Consider the following 14,065-nt stretch of genomic DNA (forward strand, 5'->3'; position numbering starts at 1 on the left):
TCTCCGCCTCGTCACAGCCGAGGTGAAACCATGTCACGCGTGCGCTGGATGTTGATGAGGCTGATGAGCCTCTACGGCCTTATCCCCCGACCGACCCGCCGTCGGCCGCCGCCCCTGTCGCTGGGACACGGCGCGCACCGGAGGCTGGGCTAGGGTCGCGATCAGCCCTTGAACAGCGACAGGATGATCTGCGGCGCCTGATTGGCGATCGACAGCGCCTGCGCGCCCAGCTGTTGCTGAACCTGCAGGGCCTGCAGGCGCGCGCTTTCGCGCGCCATGTCCGCATCGACCAGGTTGCCGACGCCGACCTCCAGCGAGTCCATCAGCTTGGTGACGAAGATCGTGTGCTTCTCGATCTGCTTCGACTGGGCGCCCAGTTCAGCCAGCCTGGCGCTGGCGTCGGTCAGGGCCGTCTCGACAGCCGTCAGAGCCGCTGTGGCGTTGGTTTCGTCCGTCAGATCGAGACCGGTCAACGACAGTCCGGCCAGGGTGAGGTCCTGACGATTCATCGAAATCGTTTCGGAGGCGTCAGCGTTGGCGAGGAAATCCAGCGCCGTCGTCGAGCTTCCATCGAGGATGTTCTCGCCGTCGAACGAGGCGTTGGCCGCGAACGACCCCAGCGACGTCAGCAGAGCCTGGAACTCGTCGTCATAGGCCTTGCGCGTCGCGACGGAGGCCGACGGGTCCGCCGCCGCCGTGGCCTTCTGGCGCAGTTCCACCAGGATGTCGGAAATCTGCTGCCCGGCCGCCAGGGCGACATCCGCCAGGGAGGTGGCGCGATTGAGGCTGGTCTTGACCGATTCGAGCGCGCTCATGTCGGCGCGCTGGTTCTGGGCGATGGCCCAGGTCGCGGCGTTGTCCTTGGCGCCCTGCACCTTCAGGCCCGTGTTCACCCGGCTCTGGGTGGCGGCGAGCTTGGAATTGGTGCTGTTCAGGTTCTGAAGCGCGATCAGCGCCGACGCATTGGTGATTACGCTGTTGGTCATGGCTTTCTCGCCTCAGATCCGATTCTGGCGAGTAGTAATGACGCTGATTCCTGAGCGTATGGTTAACGCGTCCGCAACGCCTGTTAACGCCGCCCGGCGTCGCCGAGGAGCGTCGGGCCGTGAACGCCGCGCGTCTCAGGCCTCGGTCTTGATGATCTTCCCGACGTCATAGGCCGGGCTCTGGCGCAATTTCAGCACCTCTTCACGTGGGAACTGGCGGATCACCTCGCCCGTCACGCGATCCAGCGTCTTGTAGACATAGCCGGTCGACTCCCGCTCGATCGTCAACCGGTACCGCCCCGCCTCCTCGGTGGCGTCCGGCGCGCCCTGAACGACGGACTGCGCCTCGATCACGGCGCCCTGCGGCTCGCGATCCAGGTAGGTTACGCTGGGAACGCCTGCGACATTGTCAGCCATATCCTTCCGCGCGGACCTGCCGCGCCTCCCGTCTCAAACGATGCGAGAAAGGGGGCGAGCCACAGGCCCGCCCCTTCCCTAACCGCGTCGGATTAGCGGAACAGGCCCAGCAGGATCGAGCTGGACTGGTTCGCGATCGACAGCGCCTGCACGCCCAGCTGCTGCTTGGTCTGCAGAGCCGTCAGGCGGGCGCTTTCCTTGGCCAGGTCGGCGTCGACCAGGTTGCCCACGCCGACTTCCAGGGCGTCTTGCAGCTTGCCGACGAAGACATTCTGACGCTCCAGCGACTTGGACTGGGTGCCCAGGGTCGCCAGGTTGCCGGTGAAGGTTTCGATGGCCGTCTGAATGTCGTCGGCGGTGGCGTAGGTGCCGGCCGTGACGCCCGAGGTGACGGCGGCCGCGAAGCCCACGTCATAGGTCGACGTGGATTCCAGACCCGTGCGCACGGTCGTGACCGCGCCGGCCGAGAACAGGTTGATGCCGTCGAACGACGCGCCCTCGATGGCCGAGTCGATTTCGCCGACCAGAGCGTCGTAGTCAGCCTGATAGGCCGTCTCGGCGGCGCTGCCGGTTTCGACGGTTTCCAGGGCGACGGCGATGTTCTTCAGTTCCTTGAAGGCTTCGACGACAGTGTCGCCGGCCGCCAGGGCGACATCCACCAGCGACTGGCCGCGCGCGACGGAGTTCTTGACCGCGTCCAGCGAGGCGATGTCAGCGCGTTGGTTGGTGGCGATGGCGAAGATCGCGCCGTTGTCCTTGGCGGTGGAGATCTTGAAGCCAGTGTTCACGCGGTTTTGCGTGACGGTGAGGTCACGGTTGGTCGCGTTCAGGTTTTGCAGGGCGATGAGAGCCCCAGCATTCGTGTTGATGCTGTTAGCCATTTTGGCTGTCCTTTGTCTTCGACGATGTCCGACGCCATTTTGGCTGCCGGGAGCTTTCTGCTCGGGTGTTCCTGTCGCAAGGCGCGGGCCAGCCGGGTTGAAGCTCGAAATTGGTCTATCTGTTTGTTTTTTCAGGAATGTATTTTCGGCAGATACTCTCATCGGCCCGGCAAAATCTGCCGACCGCCTCCTGACCCGGCGTTTTTTGCCTAGTCGCCCGGCAGTATCGTTCCGGCTGCGTCATGACGGTCGGCCCAGGCGTCGATCAGAACGCGCTCGGCCTCCAGCGTCTCGACAGCGAGACGCCGAGCGGCGTCGCAACGGACCAGCTCTGCGCCGCGCCGCACATAGGCCGCCTCCAGGTCCGCCGCCGTAGGTCGTTCAGGCAGCACGGCCAGTTCGCAGGGCAGCGTCGCCGTCTCAGCCAGGATCAACCGGGGCGGCGCAACCGGCGACGGCGGGCGAGAGACGGCACAGCTCGCGATCATGCCCGCGCAACCGCTCAGCGCGAGCAGGGTCCAGAGGCGTTTCGGCGTCATCGGCGATCCTCGCTTTGGTTTCAGCCGCAACGGTCGCTTCCGTCACAGCCAGGGTGTTGCGGTGAAAAGCGTCGAGACTCTCGATCTGGCGGCCGCGCGCGGCGGCCTCCAGACGGCGTGCGGCCGCTTGGGATCGGGCTTGCTCCAGGCGCTGTTCAGTCGCCTCCAGCCGACGCGCCTGCAGACGCAGCAGGTCCCAGCGAAGGCCGAGACCTCCGCCCAGAGCCGATAGCAAGGCCGCGACCGCCAACGCCGCCGCCAGCCAGCCCAGCGGCGTCAGGGCGCGAAACAGGCGCCCGCTCATGGATAGGCCCTCCGGTCCAGTTCGAAGTGCGGCCCATCGCGCAGCCGCGGCCAGTCTCCGCCCCAGATCAGGGGCGTGCCGGCGGCGGCGGCCTTGAACGCTTCGGCGATGCGCGGATACAGCGGCCAGTCCCAGCGGACCTGACCATCGACCCAGGCCGCCACATCCACCGCATGACCGGTCAGATGACGCGAGTTCAGCGTCCGGCTGGCCCCGGCCCGCACCAGCTCCGCCTGGCGCGCGGACGTCCGCAGCCCCTCCGTGACCATGAAGTCCACCGACGTCCGGCCGATCGCCGCCTCGACGACGGCGACCAGATCGGGATGGACGCCTCTGAGCCGCTCTCGCGACCGTTGCGACAGGTGGAAGGTCATGGCCTGCCCCCCGCACGCAACCGCGCCAGATTGACGATCTGCTGTGCGCTGGGCGCCACCAGATAGAGCAGCAGCATCAGGGCGATCAGTCCCATCAGCCCTTCGGCGATGCGCGGCAGATCTGCGGCCGTCGCCCGCGTCACCGCCAGCCGCAACAGCTGCCACAGCGCCAGACTGGCGGCATAGACATAGAGGCGTCGCCACAGCCAGCGGCCCTCGGCCAATTCCACGGCAGGGGGTTCAAGAAGAACGCCGCCCGGCTCGTCCCTGTGATCAGGCGTCATCGTTCATCCTCCGGATCATGAGGCGCGGCCGAGCTTCGCCAGTCGCTGCCCAGGTGGTCGAAACAGTCGTCGGCCGAGAGGCGCTCGGGCGCGGCCCAGACCTCCTCGTCCAGAAGCGGCTCCAATTCGCCGAGCGACAAAGGCTCCTCGGCGTCGATGATGCGGTGCAGACGTCGGATCATGGCGCTCACCCGATCGCCGTCAGCCAGACCACGCCGGCCGCGCCCTGCCCGCCGGCGCCCGCCGCCGTCACGCCTGCGCCTCCGCCGCCTCCGCCGCCGCCATGAAGGCCGCCGGCTCCCCCCGCATGGCCGGCGCCTGAAGCCTGGGCGCCGCCGCCCGAGCCGCCCCCTCCGGCCCAGTGCAGGTCCGGCCATGGCGCCGCCTGTCCCGCCGCGCCGGCCGTCGCGCCGCCTGCGCCGCCCGCCGCTCTCAACAGCAGCATCGCGCCAGCGCCGCCTGCCCCTCCGGGCTGGGCCGCATTGGCTGCGCTGAGGCCGCCGCCCGCGCCGCCACCGCCGGCGCCGTCGGGACGCGCCGCCGCCTGCCCGGCCCCGCCGGCCGCCGAGACGGAAGAAGCTCCGCCCCCGTTGGAGGCCGGCGCGCCGCCGCCGCCCGCGCCGCCGGTCCCCGACGCCGCAGAACCGCCCGCGCCGCCGCGACCGCCTTCGCCTGTCAGCAGAGTCTGGGCGCCGGTCTTCACCAGGCTCGCGCCGCCCGCCGCGCCCCCGGCGCCGGAGCCGACGCCCCCGGCTCCGCCCGCTCCGACCGTGATCGTCAGCGCGCCCGACAGATTCACAGCCGGCCACAAGGCGGTCATGACGCCGCCCGCGCCGCCGCCTCCGCCGCCATGCCGGACGGCGCCGGACGCTCCCGCCAGACCGGCCCCGCCTCCGCCGCCTCCGCCCACGCAAACGACCTCGATCCAGCGCGCCCAGTTCGGCGGGGTCCAGCTTCCAGAGGTCATCAGCACCGTCGTCTCGCGGCGCGTCGCGCCCTGGCCGAACCAGGCGCGGCCCGTGCTGCGGTCGATCCGCAGCGCCTCATGCCAGGCGCCGCCGTCGGGACTGACATTCAGCCGCAGGTCGTCATCGCCGACCAACCCCAGCTCTGCCCGGCCGCCCCAGCCGCTCTGGAACAACAGAGACAGGACGTCGCCCGCCGTCTGCTTGTTGAAGGTGAAGCGCAGATCGCCGTCGCCGCCGCTCTCGCTCTCCAGCGCGGTCCACAACGCCTTGTTGGCCCGCACGGCGACGACGTTCGTCGCGTCCGCCGTGGTGTTCACGCCCAGGCGGGTGATCTGCTGGATCTCTTCGGGCAGGCCGAAGGACAGGGGCGTCCAGACGCCTGCGCGCCGGACCAGAATCTCCTCGCTGTCCAGCACCACGACCAGCTGGCCGTCCGGCGCAGGGACCGGCAGCCAGCCGCCCCGTTCATGCCGCATCAGGCTGCCCGCCGGGTGCGCCGCCCACGCATCGCCCGTCGCGTCTTCCGGCAGGATATAGAGCGCCCCCTCGGCCGGATCAGTGGGCTGATCGCTGACCGTGCGGCTGGCCACGGCGGTCTGGATCAGGGCGTCCAGACGGGTCAGGGCCTCGTTCAGGGTCACGTGTTTCTGCAGCTGTCCGGCCGCCAGATAAGGCAGGCCCAGCCGCGCGCTGGCGTCATCGCTCATGGCGGTCTCCAAAGGTTGAGACCGCAGTCTGGTCAGGCGACGGGCCTCGGCGCGCCGATCCGCGCGAGTTCACGCCAAAGCCGGGAATTTTCAGGGATTGGCTGCATCAGGCGCGCTATCGCCCTGCGCCGCGCCCGCGCATTTGGACGCACGAAGCCGTGCTCGACAGGTCCGGCGCCGACGCGCTAACCGACGCTTCCCCACGCGTTCACCGAAGGTCGCTGCATGACCCTGACCCAGGCCCTGATGCGACTGGCCGCCCTGGCCCTTCTGGCGCCGCCCGGCCTGGTCGCCGTCTCGGCGCTCAGCCGTATCGGCCACCGCCTGCCCGACCTGCTGACCCAGTTCACCGCGCCGGCCCTGATCACGACCGTCGTGCTGTGCGGCCTCTTCCTGCTGTGTCGCCTGTGGGGCATGGCGGCCCTGGGCGCAGGCGTGGCGGGGCTGCTGCTTCTGGCCGTCTGGCCGCAATGGACGCCTGAGAAAGGCCGCCCCGCTGGGTCGAATACTCTGACCGTCTACTCCGCCAACCTGTGGGCGCGGAACGAGGACGTGGCGGCCATCACCCGCTCCATCGAACAGGCCGACGCCGACGTGGTCATGCTGATCGAGCTGGGCGACGCCCCGGCCGCGCAACTGGACACGATCCTGACCGCCTATCCGCACCGGGTCAGCACGCCGCGCAAGGACAGGCCCAGCGGCGCCGCGCGCTCGGTGATCGCCTCGCGTCTGCCGCTGCGCCGTGTGCGCGATGCCGATGGTCAGGGCCTGGCCGCCCTGGTCGCCCGGGCCGAGACGCCGCTGGGGCCGGTCAGCCTGATCGCCGTCCACATGACGCGGCCCTGGCCCTTCCAGCACCCCTACGGCCAGATCAGTCAGGCGCAACGGCTGGCCGGACTGCGCGCCGGGCTGGAGGGGCCGGTCGTCGTGGCGGGCGACTTCAACAGCGTCTCCAGCGGCCGCATCGGTCGTCAGATCAAGGCTGAGACGGGCCTGATCCCCGCCCCCGCCTGGCCCGGCACTTGGCCCTCGGCCCTGCCCGCCTTCCTCGGCATCACCATCGACCACGTCTGGCGCTCGCCTGATCTGGCCCTGGTCGAGCGGCGGCTGGGCCAGAAGACCGGTTCGGACCACCGCCCGGTGATTGTGCGCCTCAGCCGAGCCGAGCCATAAGGGCCTCCAGCCGCGCCTCGTGCCCGTGGTCGGGGAAGTCGTCGGCGATCCAGCTCTCCTCAAAGGCCTTCAGCAGCCGCCCCGTCTCCGGCCCTGGTTGAAGACCCAGTCGCGCCAGATCCTTGCCTCCGACCGGCAGCTTCGGCGGCGACCAGTTCGCCGCCAGCGTCAGCAGGCGTTGCACCGTCACGGCGTCCGCGCCCGCCGCCCATACGCGATAAAGACGATCCTCGACCGCCTGACGCCCCGTGCGCCAGACGGCGGCGCGCGCCTCGGCCTCGCTCATCGCCGGATCAATCTGTTCGCCGACGGCCTCGACCAGCCGGTCCCTCTGAACGTTCGACAGCCGCAGCTTCAGCGCCGCCGCGCGCACCGCCTCCGCGTCATCCGGCAACAGCGCCGACAGACGCAGCACCGGGTCCGTGCTGACCCCGACCATCGCCTCGAACAGCGTCAGGCTTTTCGGCTGCGGCATAACCCGCCCCAATACCCCTGCCTGATCCATCAGCCGCACCGCCGCGCGCGGATCGGGCGCGGCCAGCAGCTTGAGCAACTCCTTCGACACTCGCTCGGCCGACAGCCGTTCGACCCCTTCGGCCAGAGCGGCGCAGGCTTCGACCGCCGCCGCATCCGGCGCCCCGCGCCCGTACCAGGCGAAGAAGCGATAGAAGCGCAGGATGCGCAGATAGTCCTCGCGGATGCGCTGTTCCGGCTCGCCGACGAAGACGATCCGTCCGGCCAGTGCGTCCTCATACCCCGCGCCTGTCGGGTCGAGGATCAGCCCCTCCGCATCCGCATAAAGCGCGTTCAGGCGGAAATCCCGCCGCGCCGCATCCTCGGCCCAGTTGTCGGTGAAGGCGACCGTGGCGCGTCGTCCGTCGGTCGAGACGTCCCGGCGCAGGGTGGTGATCTCGAACGGATGGCGCTCCGATATGGCCGTCACCGTGCCGTGCTCCATGCCGGTCGGCACGCTCTTCAGGCCCGCCGCCTTCAGCGCCCGGACCACCGCCTCGGGCGTCAGGACGGTGGCGATGTCCACATCGTCGATCGGGGCGCCCAGCACGGCGTTGCGCACGCATCCGCCGACGAAACGGGCGCAGTCCGTCCCGCCCGCCGCCGCCAGCGCCGCCATCACCGCCTGCGTCGCGCTGGCCGTCAGCCAGTCCTGCCCTGAAAGGACGCGGCTCATTCCACGCGCTCGGTCGCGTCAGCCTCAGCGGCCTGATGCGGCGCGGGCTCCTCGCCATAGAGCCGGTTGAACAGCCCCTTCAGAATGCCCGCCGTCACGCCCCAGATGTAGCGCTCGCGATAGGGCATGGCCCAGAACCAGCGGCGCGGCCCGTTCTCCTGATCGTAATAGTCGCGGCGATGGTTCACCGGGTCCATCAGAAAGTCCCACGGCGCCTCGAACACCTCGGCCACCTCGGCGGGCGACGGGGTGACGTCCGGCGGCGCCGTCAGCCAGCCCACCACCGGCGTCACCAGAAACCCAGTGCCCGTCTCATAGGGATCGCCCAGCCCCAGCGGCTCGACCACGGCGGGATCCAGCGCGATCTCCTCCCACGCCTCGCGCAGGGCGGCGTCCAGCGCCGTCTCGCCCGGATCGAGCCGTCCGCCCGCAAAGGCGATCTGCCCCGTATGGCTGGCCAGACTGTCGGATCGGCGGGTCAGCAGGACGCTGGGGCCGTCTTCGCGCGCGATGATGGGGATCAGCACCGCCGCCGGTCTCAGCTTGACCTTCGGACGGCTGAAATCAGGGTTCAGGTCATAGTCGGACCGCACCGCCGCCCGCTCGGGCGACCACGCCGACATCGGGTCCAATCGCTGTTGCAGCCGGGCCTTCAGCCCGACACAGGTCAAAGCCCCGCCCCTTCCGGCCCCAGCGGAAACGCCACGCCGCCCGACCGCACGGCCAGTCGGCCGTCTTCCGCCTGCGCCCGTTCGACCAGTTCATAGAAGACCGGCCGGGCGATCCGCGCCCACAGATCGCCGCGCACACGGACGCGCGGCGCCGGCTCGCCCGTCGTCGCGTCCGTCTCGACAATGATGGCGTGTTCGGGACCGGCGACAGCCTCGTCGCCCTGATCCGTGGTGAAGACCAGCGCCGCGCCCTCGTCGCGCACGGCCACGGCGCGGAACGGCAAGTCCTCGACCGCGATCTTCAGCTTCTCGACCGGCGTGACCAGATGATAGCCGTCCGGGTCTTTCCTCAGCACCGTCGAGAACAGCCGCACAAGCTCAGCCCGTCCGATAGGCGAGCCTTCATGCATCCACACCCCGTCGGCGCGGATCAGGATGTCGATCTCGCCGCAATGTTCAGGATGCCACAGATGCACGGGCGGCAGTCCCCGCCCCGGCACCTGACGCGCAGCCTCGGCCACGCTAGTCAGGCCAGAGCCGGACGATGTCGGTGGGTTCGTCATGTCTGAACTATGGGACGCGTCGCCCCGCAAAGGAAGGCCGCGCCCGGCTCAGGCGTCGGGCCGAACGGCTCCGACCGGCGCCGTCTCGGTGAAGGGCAGCCACATGACCCGGCGCTGATCCACCGGCCCCGGCAGCACGGCGTCCGGTGCAGGCTTAAACCCGAAGCGCGAGAAATAGGGCGGATCGCCGACCAGCAGGATGCCGTCCAGCCCCAGCCTCTTCGCCTCTTCGATGCAGACGCGCACCAGTTCACCGCCCAGTCCGGTGCTCCGGCTGGCCTTGTCCACGGCGATGGGGCCCAGAAAAACTGAACGCGCTTCGCCCGCCATGATGGACCACAGTCGCACCGAGCCGATCAGGCGTCCGCCTTCATACAGACAGAACCCGGTCGTCAGCGGCGCGCGCTCGCGCAGCCGCTCGGCCGTCTTGGCGAAACGGCCGGGGCCGAAGGCGGCGATGACCAGGGCGTCGACGGCGGCCGCATCAGTTGTCGTCTCACGCGTGATCGCCCCCGCGAACTGCGGGTCGTCAGGCGGGGCGGAGGCGGACGCGGCGTTCATGCGCGGCCCCTAGTCCCCCGCGCCCCCCGAATCAATCGCGATCTTCGGCGAAATGGCGCGAAATCAGCCCAGCCTGGAGAAGTCCGGCGCGCGCTTCTGGCTGAAGGCCATGAAGGCCTCCATCGCCTCGGGGCTGCGCATCTGCGAACCGAAGGCCTGCGCCTCGCGCTGCATCACCGCCCACAGCAGCTCAGCGTCGCGCATCAGGGCCTTGGTCTTGCGGATCGAGTTGGGCGCGCGCGCCGCCAGCTTGCCCGCCAGTTCCGCCGCCGTCGCATCAACCTGATCAGCGGAAACAGCACGGTTGGCCAGACCCCAGGCCAGAGCCGTCTTGCCGTCGATCGCCTCGCCCAGGGCGAACAGTTCAAAGGCGCGCTGGTGGCCGATAGTGGCTCCCAGCAACAGCGAAGACGCAGCCTCCGGCGCCAGGGCCAGATTGACGAAGGGCACGGACAGCAGGGCGTCTTCGGCCACCACCACCATGTCGCAATGCAGCAGCAGCGTCAGGCCGATGCCCACCGCCCGGCCGCGCACCGCCGCCACGGCGGGCTTGTCCAGATCGGCCAGCGCCTTCAGGAAGCGGAACACCCCCATCTCGACCAGATCGCCCTCGGTCTGGCCGATGGCGATGAAGTCGGCGATGTCATTGCCCGCCGAGAAGGAATCCCCCTCGCTGCGGAACAGGATGACGCGCACGGCGTCATCGGCCCTCGCCTTCTCCGTCGCATCGGCCAGAGCCGTATACATGGCCTGGGTGATGGCGTTCTTCTTGTCCGCACGGTCGAAGACGACCGTCAGGACGCCGCCGTCCAACTGGGTCCGAATATGTTCGCTCATTGGCCTGTCTCCGAAAGGCTCCACCAATCCACGCCATCCCCGTCCCGCACGCGGCGGACTCGTCCCTGGCGTTCGAGATAGTTGAGGTGCGCCAGCGCCTCGCCGGTCGCCATGCCCAATACGGCGTCGCCGACCGGCCGGGCGAACAAAGCGCCGAACACGTCCACGGCGCGACACGGCGTCCGCAGCGTCTTCTCCAACCGCTTCAGCGCCACCTCATGCCCGCGCATCAACGCCTCCAGCCGCAAGGTCACGCCGTAGAACGGCTCCCCATGCGAAGGCAGCACCAGCAGATCGCCCGGCAGCCTGTCCTTCAGCGCCGCCAGCGAGCGCAGCCAGTCGCCCAGCGGGTCGGCCTGCGGCTCCGTCGGCCAGATCGAGATATTTGAGGAAATGCGCGGCAGAATCTGATCGCCCGCGATGAAGACGCCGTCCGTCTCGCGCCACAGGCAGACATGCTCCGGACTGTGCCCTTCGCCGATCACGACCCGCCATTCATCACCGCCGATGCTCAGGATCTCGCCGTCCTGCACCCGGCGGTAATCACGCGGAAAATCCTGAACCATGCGGCCGAACCCGCCATAGCCGTCCCGCCAGCGCGCCACCTGTTCGTCCGACCATCCCGCCGCCCGATAGAAGGCTTCAGCGCTCGCCGGAGGCCCCAACGCCTCGTCGCCGATCAGCAGTCGCGCGGTCACATACTCCGTCCGCGACATCAGCAGCGGCGCATCGAACTGTTCGCACAGCCAGCCGGCAAGGCCGATATGATCCGGGTGCATATGAGTGCAGATGACGCGGGTGACGGGGCGGCCGCCCAGGACGCCGGTCAGCGTCCTGCTCCAGCCTTCGCGCGACGCATCCGTGGCCAGACCGGCGTCGACAATGGCCCAGCCGTCTCCATCCTCGATGGCGTAGAGATTGATGTGGTTCAGGGCCATGGGCAGCGGCAGGCGCAACCACAGCACGCCGGGCGCGACACGCGTCGCCTCGCCGGGCGCCGGCGCGGCTTCAAAGGGATAATTCAGCCCGCGCTCCGTCCGGGAACTTGTCAGGGTGTCGCCGTCAGCCAAGTCCGTCTCCAATTGCAACCGTCCTTTTAGAGAGGCTTTTCGATGGCGTCCATTCTTGACCGGGCTTGAACTGGCGGTCAGGGATAAACTCTCTGTTCAATTGGAGCGTCCCCGTGTCTCGCAATGCCCGCACCTTCGTCGCCCTGAGCGCGGCGGTCCTCATCTCCGGCCTCGCGGCCCCCTCGTTCGCCCAGCAAACTCCCCAAGACCCCGACGGTCCGCAGGTGACCGAAGCCGCCGGAGGGCGCGTCTCACGTGGACGGACGCGACCGAATCGCGCGCCTCAGCCTCCCAGCGCCGAGGAAATCCAGGCCGGGGCCCAGGGCGTGCTGACCGCGACAAACACCAACTGCCAGATCACCGAGTCCAAACTGCTGGGCCAGTCGACCAACAAGGAGTCGCTGTATGAGGTCGCCTGCGCCGCAGGTCCTGGCTACCTGCTGCTGACCTCGACCCCGCCTCAAGCGACGGACTGCATGGTGCTGGCCTATTCGGCCGAACAGGCCCGTGCACGTGATCCGGAAGCCGACGTGGGCTCGCAATGCAGCTTGCCGGCCAACGATAACGCCATGGCCGTCATCACCGCCTTCGCCAAGGAAGCGGGCCTGGCCTGCACCGTCGACGAAGGCTCCATCATCGGCGCCAAGCCCGGCGGCGCCGTCGTCTATGAAGTCGGTTGCGCCGGCGTCGAAGGCGCCCAGATCAACAAGGCCGCCTCAGGCTGGGAAGTCTCCTCCTGCATGGAGCTGGTCTCGGCCAACGCCACGTGCCGCTTCACCACGCCGGCCGAGCAGGTCGCCACGCTGAAGGGCTGGCTGGCCGGCTCCGAAGCCGCCGCCTGCGACGTCAGCCAGGCGCGCTACATGGGCAAGAACGCCAACGGCTCCTTCTATGAAGCCGCTTGCAACGGCGCTGACGGCGTCATCGTTCGCTTCGACACGGCCAAGGCCGTGCAGCAGGTCTACCCCTGCGCCACCGCTCAGCAAGTCGGCGGCGGCTGCAAGCTGACGACCACGGCTCCGGCCGCTGCGCCGAACAGCTGACTCTGATTTCAGCCTGAAGTTTCAGACGCCGCCGGAGCAATCCGGCGGCGTCTTTGTTTTGTCCGCCCCTCTTCCCGAATGAAGCGGCTCACCTTAGCCTTGCGTCCCATGCGCATCGCCACCTGGAACGTGAACTCGGTCAACGCCCGCCTGCCCACGGTGCTGGAGTGGATTCAGGCCGCCAATCCCGACGTCGCCTGCTTCCAGGAGATCAAATGCGTGGACGAGAAGTTCCCGCGCGAAGCCTTCGAAGACCTGGGCTACAACGTCGAGACTCACGGCCAGAAGAGCTACAACGGCGTCGCCCTTCTGTCGAAATACCCGCTGTCGGATGTGCGGCGCGGCCTGCCCGGCGACGAGACGGACGAACAGGCCCGCTATCTGGAAGCCCTGATCGAAGCGCCCCGCCCGATCCGCGTCGCCTCCATCTACCTGCCCAATGGCAATCCACTGGGAACCGAGAAGTTCGCCTACAAGCTGGCCTGGTTCCAACGCCTTCAGAACCACGCGCGCGAACTGTTGGCGCTGGAGGAACCGCTGGCCCTGTGCGGCGACTACAACGTCATCCCCGAGGCCGAAGACGCCAAGAACCCCGCCGCCTGGGCCGAGGACGCCCTGTTCCAACCGGAAAGCCGCGAAGCCTTCCGCGCGCTGAAATGGCTGGGCCTGGCCGATTCCCACGAACTGGGCCGCGAACCGGCCGGAACCTTCACCTTCTGGGACTATCAGGCGGGCGCCTGGCAGAGGAACCACGGCATCCGCATCGACTTCGCCATGCTGTCGCCCCAGGCCGCCGACCGCTTCCGCGCCATCGAGACGCACCGCGACGCGCGCGACATGGAAAAGCCCAGCGATCACGTCCCCGTCGTGGTCGATCTGGATCTGGAGGCCTGATCCATGGGCGACACGTTCAGGGCCATTCTGCTGATCGCCCTGATCGCCGCCTTCCTGACCACCGGCGTCCTGCTGTTTTCCTGGTGGATGGAGTCCGAACGGCGACTGCGACGGGCGATGAAGAAGGCGCTGGGTGCCCCGGCCGACACCGTGGCCCTGTCAGCCCACGAAGGCCGCGCCGCCGGACTAGACCTCGACGGCGGGCAGTTGGTCGTCCTGTGGAACCGGGGCGCCATGGGGCTGGTCTACGCCTTTGAAGAGGTGCTGGGCGCCGAGATCATCGTCGACGGCCATGTCGTCGCCCGCGTCCTGCGCGGCCAGATGCGCAAGGAGATCGACCTGGACGCGCCCGACGCCGAACTGGTCGTGCTGCGGCTGATCTTCAGCGATCCCCACAACGCCGAGTTCGAACTGGCCCTGTGGAACGGTTCTCGCACCGCCCCCGCCTCCGAGGCCGAAAAGACCAGCGGCGCCCGCTCTCCGGGCGAGGGCCTGCGGCTGGGGCGCCGCTGGTTGTCGCACGTCGAAGCCCTGATGCAACGCTGATCGCCCTTCACGGCTTGAGTCCGGGCGGCTAGAACCCCTCGTCTCTCTTTTTGCTTCT

General features: G+C 68.8%; 19 protein-coding genes. 4 read left to right on the forward strand and 15 right to left on the reverse strand.

Annotated features, from left to right (window positions below; translation table 11 throughout):
* Nucleotides 1-161: 161 nt before the first annotated feature.
* The 9 genes from ACWGL1_RS05655 to ACWGL1_RS05695 form a co-directional block, all read right to left on the reverse strand.
* Nucleotides 162-986, reverse strand: coding sequence for a flagellin (locus ACWGL1_RS05655; protein WP_291776219.1), 825 nt, complete (start codon nt 984-986; stop codon nt 162-164).
* A 135-nt stretch (nt 987-1,121) separates the two neighbouring features.
* Entirely contained in the window at nt 1,122-1,403 is a 282-nt protein-coding gene (locus tag ACWGL1_RS05660; RefSeq protein WP_338578393.1) for a flagellar protein FlaG, read from the reverse strand.
* Between the two features lie 92 nt (nt 1,404-1,495).
* Nucleotides 1,496-2,284 carry a flagellin gene (locus tag ACWGL1_RS05665; protein WP_312220397.1) on the reverse strand — a complete coding sequence of 263 codons (789 nt, stop codon included), beginning with the start codon at nt 2,282-2,284 and terminating at the stop codon, nt 1,496-1,498.
* 209 nt (nt 2,285-2,493) lie between these two features.
* Entirely contained in the window at nt 2,494-2,718 is a 225-nt protein-coding gene (locus tag ACWGL1_RS05670) for a hypothetical protein (protein WP_452111422.1), read from the reverse strand.
* Nucleotides 2,705-3,127: a hypothetical protein gene (locus ACWGL1_RS05675; RefSeq protein ID WP_452111423.1), complete on the reverse strand. Its 423-nt coding sequence runs from the start codon at nt 3,125-3,127 to the stop codon at nt 2,705-2,707. Before ACWGL1_RS05675 ends, ACWGL1_RS05670 begins: the two co-directional genes overlap by 14 nt.
* Nucleotides 3,124-3,501 carry a M15 family metallopeptidase gene (locus ACWGL1_RS05680; protein ID WP_452111424.1) on the reverse strand — a complete coding sequence of 126 codons (378 nt, stop codon included), beginning with the start codon at nt 3,499-3,501 and terminating at the stop codon, nt 3,124-3,126. The genes ACWGL1_RS05675 and ACWGL1_RS05680 overlap by 4 nt, the downstream gene beginning before the upstream one ends.
* Nucleotides 3,498-3,785 (reverse strand): hypothetical protein, encoded by a 288-nt coding sequence (locus ACWGL1_RS05685; protein ID WP_291776225.1) that lies wholly within the window; start codon nt 3,783-3,785, stop codon nt 3,498-3,500. Before ACWGL1_RS05685 ends, ACWGL1_RS05680 begins: the two co-directional genes overlap by 4 nt.
* Nucleotides 3,782-3,967, reverse strand: coding sequence for a hypothetical protein (locus ACWGL1_RS05690; protein WP_452111425.1), 186 nt, complete (start codon nt 3,965-3,967; stop codon nt 3,782-3,784). Before ACWGL1_RS05690 ends, ACWGL1_RS05685 begins: the two co-directional genes overlap by 4 nt.
* Nucleotides 3,968-3,972: 5 nt before the next feature.
* Nucleotides 3,973-5,460: a DUF2793 domain-containing protein gene (locus ACWGL1_RS05695; protein WP_452111426.1), complete on the reverse strand. Its 1,488-nt coding sequence runs from the start codon at nt 5,458-5,460 to the stop codon at nt 3,973-3,975.
* A gap of 225 nt (nt 5,461-5,685) precedes the next feature.
* On the opposite strand from ACWGL1_RS05695, the gene ACWGL1_RS05700 reads away from it, so the two are divergent.
* Nucleotides 5,686-6,633 (forward strand): endonuclease/exonuclease/phosphatase family protein, encoded by a 948-nt coding sequence (locus ACWGL1_RS05700; RefSeq protein WP_452111427.1) that lies wholly within the window; start codon nt 5,686-5,688, stop codon nt 6,631-6,633.
* On the opposite strand, the gene ACWGL1_RS05705 is transcribed toward ACWGL1_RS05700, so the two are convergent.
* The 6 genes from ACWGL1_RS05705 to ACWGL1_RS05730 form a co-directional block, all read right to left on the reverse strand.
* Complete coding sequence (locus ACWGL1_RS05705) at nt 6,614-7,822, reverse strand: CCA tRNA nucleotidyltransferase (protein WP_452111428.1); 1,209 nt, start codon at nt 7,820-7,822, stop codon at nt 6,614-6,616. The two genes, ACWGL1_RS05700 and ACWGL1_RS05705, sit on opposite strands and share 20 nt — an antisense overlap.
* A complete protein-coding gene (locus tag ACWGL1_RS05710; protein WP_452111429.1) occupies nt 7,819-8,493 on the reverse strand; it encodes a CoA pyrophosphatase in 675 nt (224 codons plus the stop codon). Before ACWGL1_RS05710 ends, ACWGL1_RS05705 begins: the two co-directional genes overlap by 4 nt.
* Entirely contained in the window at nt 8,490-9,056 is a 567-nt protein-coding gene (locus tag ACWGL1_RS05715) for a DUF1285 domain-containing protein (protein ID WP_452111430.1), read from the reverse strand. Before ACWGL1_RS05715 ends, ACWGL1_RS05710 begins: the two co-directional genes overlap by 4 nt.
* Before the next feature lie 48 nt (nt 9,057-9,104).
* Nucleotides 9,105-9,617: a GNAT family N-acetyltransferase gene (locus ACWGL1_RS05720; RefSeq protein ID WP_452111431.1), complete on the reverse strand. Its 513-nt coding sequence runs from the start codon at nt 9,615-9,617 to the stop codon at nt 9,105-9,107.
* A 63-nt stretch (nt 9,618-9,680) separates the two neighbouring features.
* Entirely contained in the window at nt 9,681-10,454 is a 774-nt protein-coding gene (locus ACWGL1_RS05725; RefSeq protein ID WP_291776234.1) for an enoyl-CoA hydratase, read from the reverse strand.
* Complete coding sequence (locus tag ACWGL1_RS05730) at nt 10,451-11,524, reverse strand: MBL fold metallo-hydrolase (RefSeq protein WP_452111432.1); 1,074 nt, start codon at nt 11,522-11,524, stop codon at nt 10,451-10,453. The genes ACWGL1_RS05725 and ACWGL1_RS05730 overlap by 4 nt, the downstream gene beginning before the upstream one ends.
* A 113-nt stretch (nt 11,525-11,637) precedes the next feature.
* Here ACWGL1_RS05730 and ACWGL1_RS05735 point away from each other — a divergent pair, with 113 nt between their 5' ends.
* The 3 genes from ACWGL1_RS05735 to ACWGL1_RS05745 all read left to right on the forward strand — a co-directional run bounded on the left by ACWGL1_RS05735 (nt 11,638) and on the right by ACWGL1_RS05745 (nt 14,007).
* Nucleotides 11,638-12,567, forward strand: a complete 930-nt coding sequence (locus ACWGL1_RS05735) for a hypothetical protein (protein ID WP_338578378.1) — start codon at nt 11,638-11,640, stop codon at nt 12,565-12,567.
* Nucleotides 12,568-12,675: 108 nt separating this feature from the next.
* Nucleotides 12,676-13,461, forward strand: a complete 786-nt coding sequence (xth, locus tag ACWGL1_RS05740; protein WP_338578377.1) for an exodeoxyribonuclease III — start codon at nt 12,676-12,678, stop codon at nt 13,459-13,461.
* Nucleotides 13,462-13,464: 3 nt separating this feature from the next.
* The gene (locus ACWGL1_RS05745; protein ID WP_338578376.1) at nt 13,465-14,007 is read left to right on the forward strand and encodes a hypothetical protein; all 543 of its coding nucleotides are present in this window, start codon (nt 13,465-13,467) and stop codon (nt 14,005-14,007) included.
* The last annotated feature ends 58 nt before the right edge of the window (nt 14,008-14,065 follow it).

The sequence above is a fragment of the Brevundimonas sp. NPDC055812 genome (assembly GCF_053616535.1).

Bases quoted from the DNA above. Each gene is read 5' to 3' on its own strand.
- ACWGL1_RS05725 (WP_291776234.1), bottom strand. From the start codon at position 10,454: ATGAGCGAACATATTCGGACCCAGTTGGACGGCGGCGTCCTGACGGTC.
- ACWGL1_RS05700 (WP_452111427.1), top strand. From the start codon at position 5,686: ATGACCCTGACCCAGGCCCTGATGCGACTGGCCGCCCTGGCCCTTCTG.
- ACWGL1_RS05715 (WP_452111430.1), bottom strand. From the start codon at position 9,056: ATGACGAACCCACCGACATCGTCCGGCTCTGGCCTGACTAGCGTGGCC.
- ACWGL1_RS05695 (WP_452111426.1), bottom strand. From the start codon at position 5,460: ATGAGCGATGACGCCAGCGCGCGGCTGGGCCTGCCTTATCTGGCGGCC.
- ACWGL1_RS05665 (WP_312220397.1), bottom strand. From the start codon at position 2,284: ATGGCTAACAGCATCAACACGAATGCTGGGGCTCTCATCGCCCTGCAA.
- xth (WP_338578377.1), top strand. From the start codon at position 12,676: ATGCGCATCGCCACCTGGAACGTGAACTCGGTCAACGCCCGCCTGCCC.
- ACWGL1_RS05685 (WP_291776225.1), bottom strand. From the start codon at position 3,785: ATGACGCCTGATCACAGGGACGAGCCGGGCGGCGTTCTTCTTGAACCC.
- ACWGL1_RS05690 (WP_452111425.1), bottom strand. From the start codon at position 3,967: ATGATCCGACGTCTGCACCGCATCATCGACGCCGAGGAGCCTTTGTCG.
- ACWGL1_RS05705 (WP_452111428.1), bottom strand. From the start codon at position 7,822: ATGAGCCGCGTCCTTTCAGGGCAGGACTGGCTGACGGCCAGCGCGACG.
- ACWGL1_RS05675 (WP_452111423.1), bottom strand. From the start codon at position 3,127: ATGAGCGGGCGCCTGTTTCGCGCCCTGACGCCGCTGGGCTGGCTGGCG.
- ACWGL1_RS05660 (WP_338578393.1), bottom strand. From the start codon at position 1,403: ATGGCTGACAATGTCGCAGGCGTTCCCAGCGTAACCTACCTGGATCGC.
- ACWGL1_RS05720 (WP_452111431.1), bottom strand. From the start codon at position 9,617: ATGAACGCCGCGTCCGCCTCCGCCCCGCCTGACGACCCGCAGTTCGCG.
- ACWGL1_RS05745 (WP_338578376.1), top strand. From the start codon at position 13,465: ATGGGCGACACGTTCAGGGCCATTCTGCTGATCGCCCTGATCGCCGCC.
- ACWGL1_RS05655 (WP_291776219.1), bottom strand. From the start codon at position 986: ATGACCAACAGCGTAATCACCAATGCGTCGGCGCTGATCGCGCTTCAG.
- ACWGL1_RS05680 (WP_452111424.1), bottom strand. From the start codon at position 3,501: ATGACCTTCCACCTGTCGCAACGGTCGCGAGAGCGGCTCAGAGGCGTC.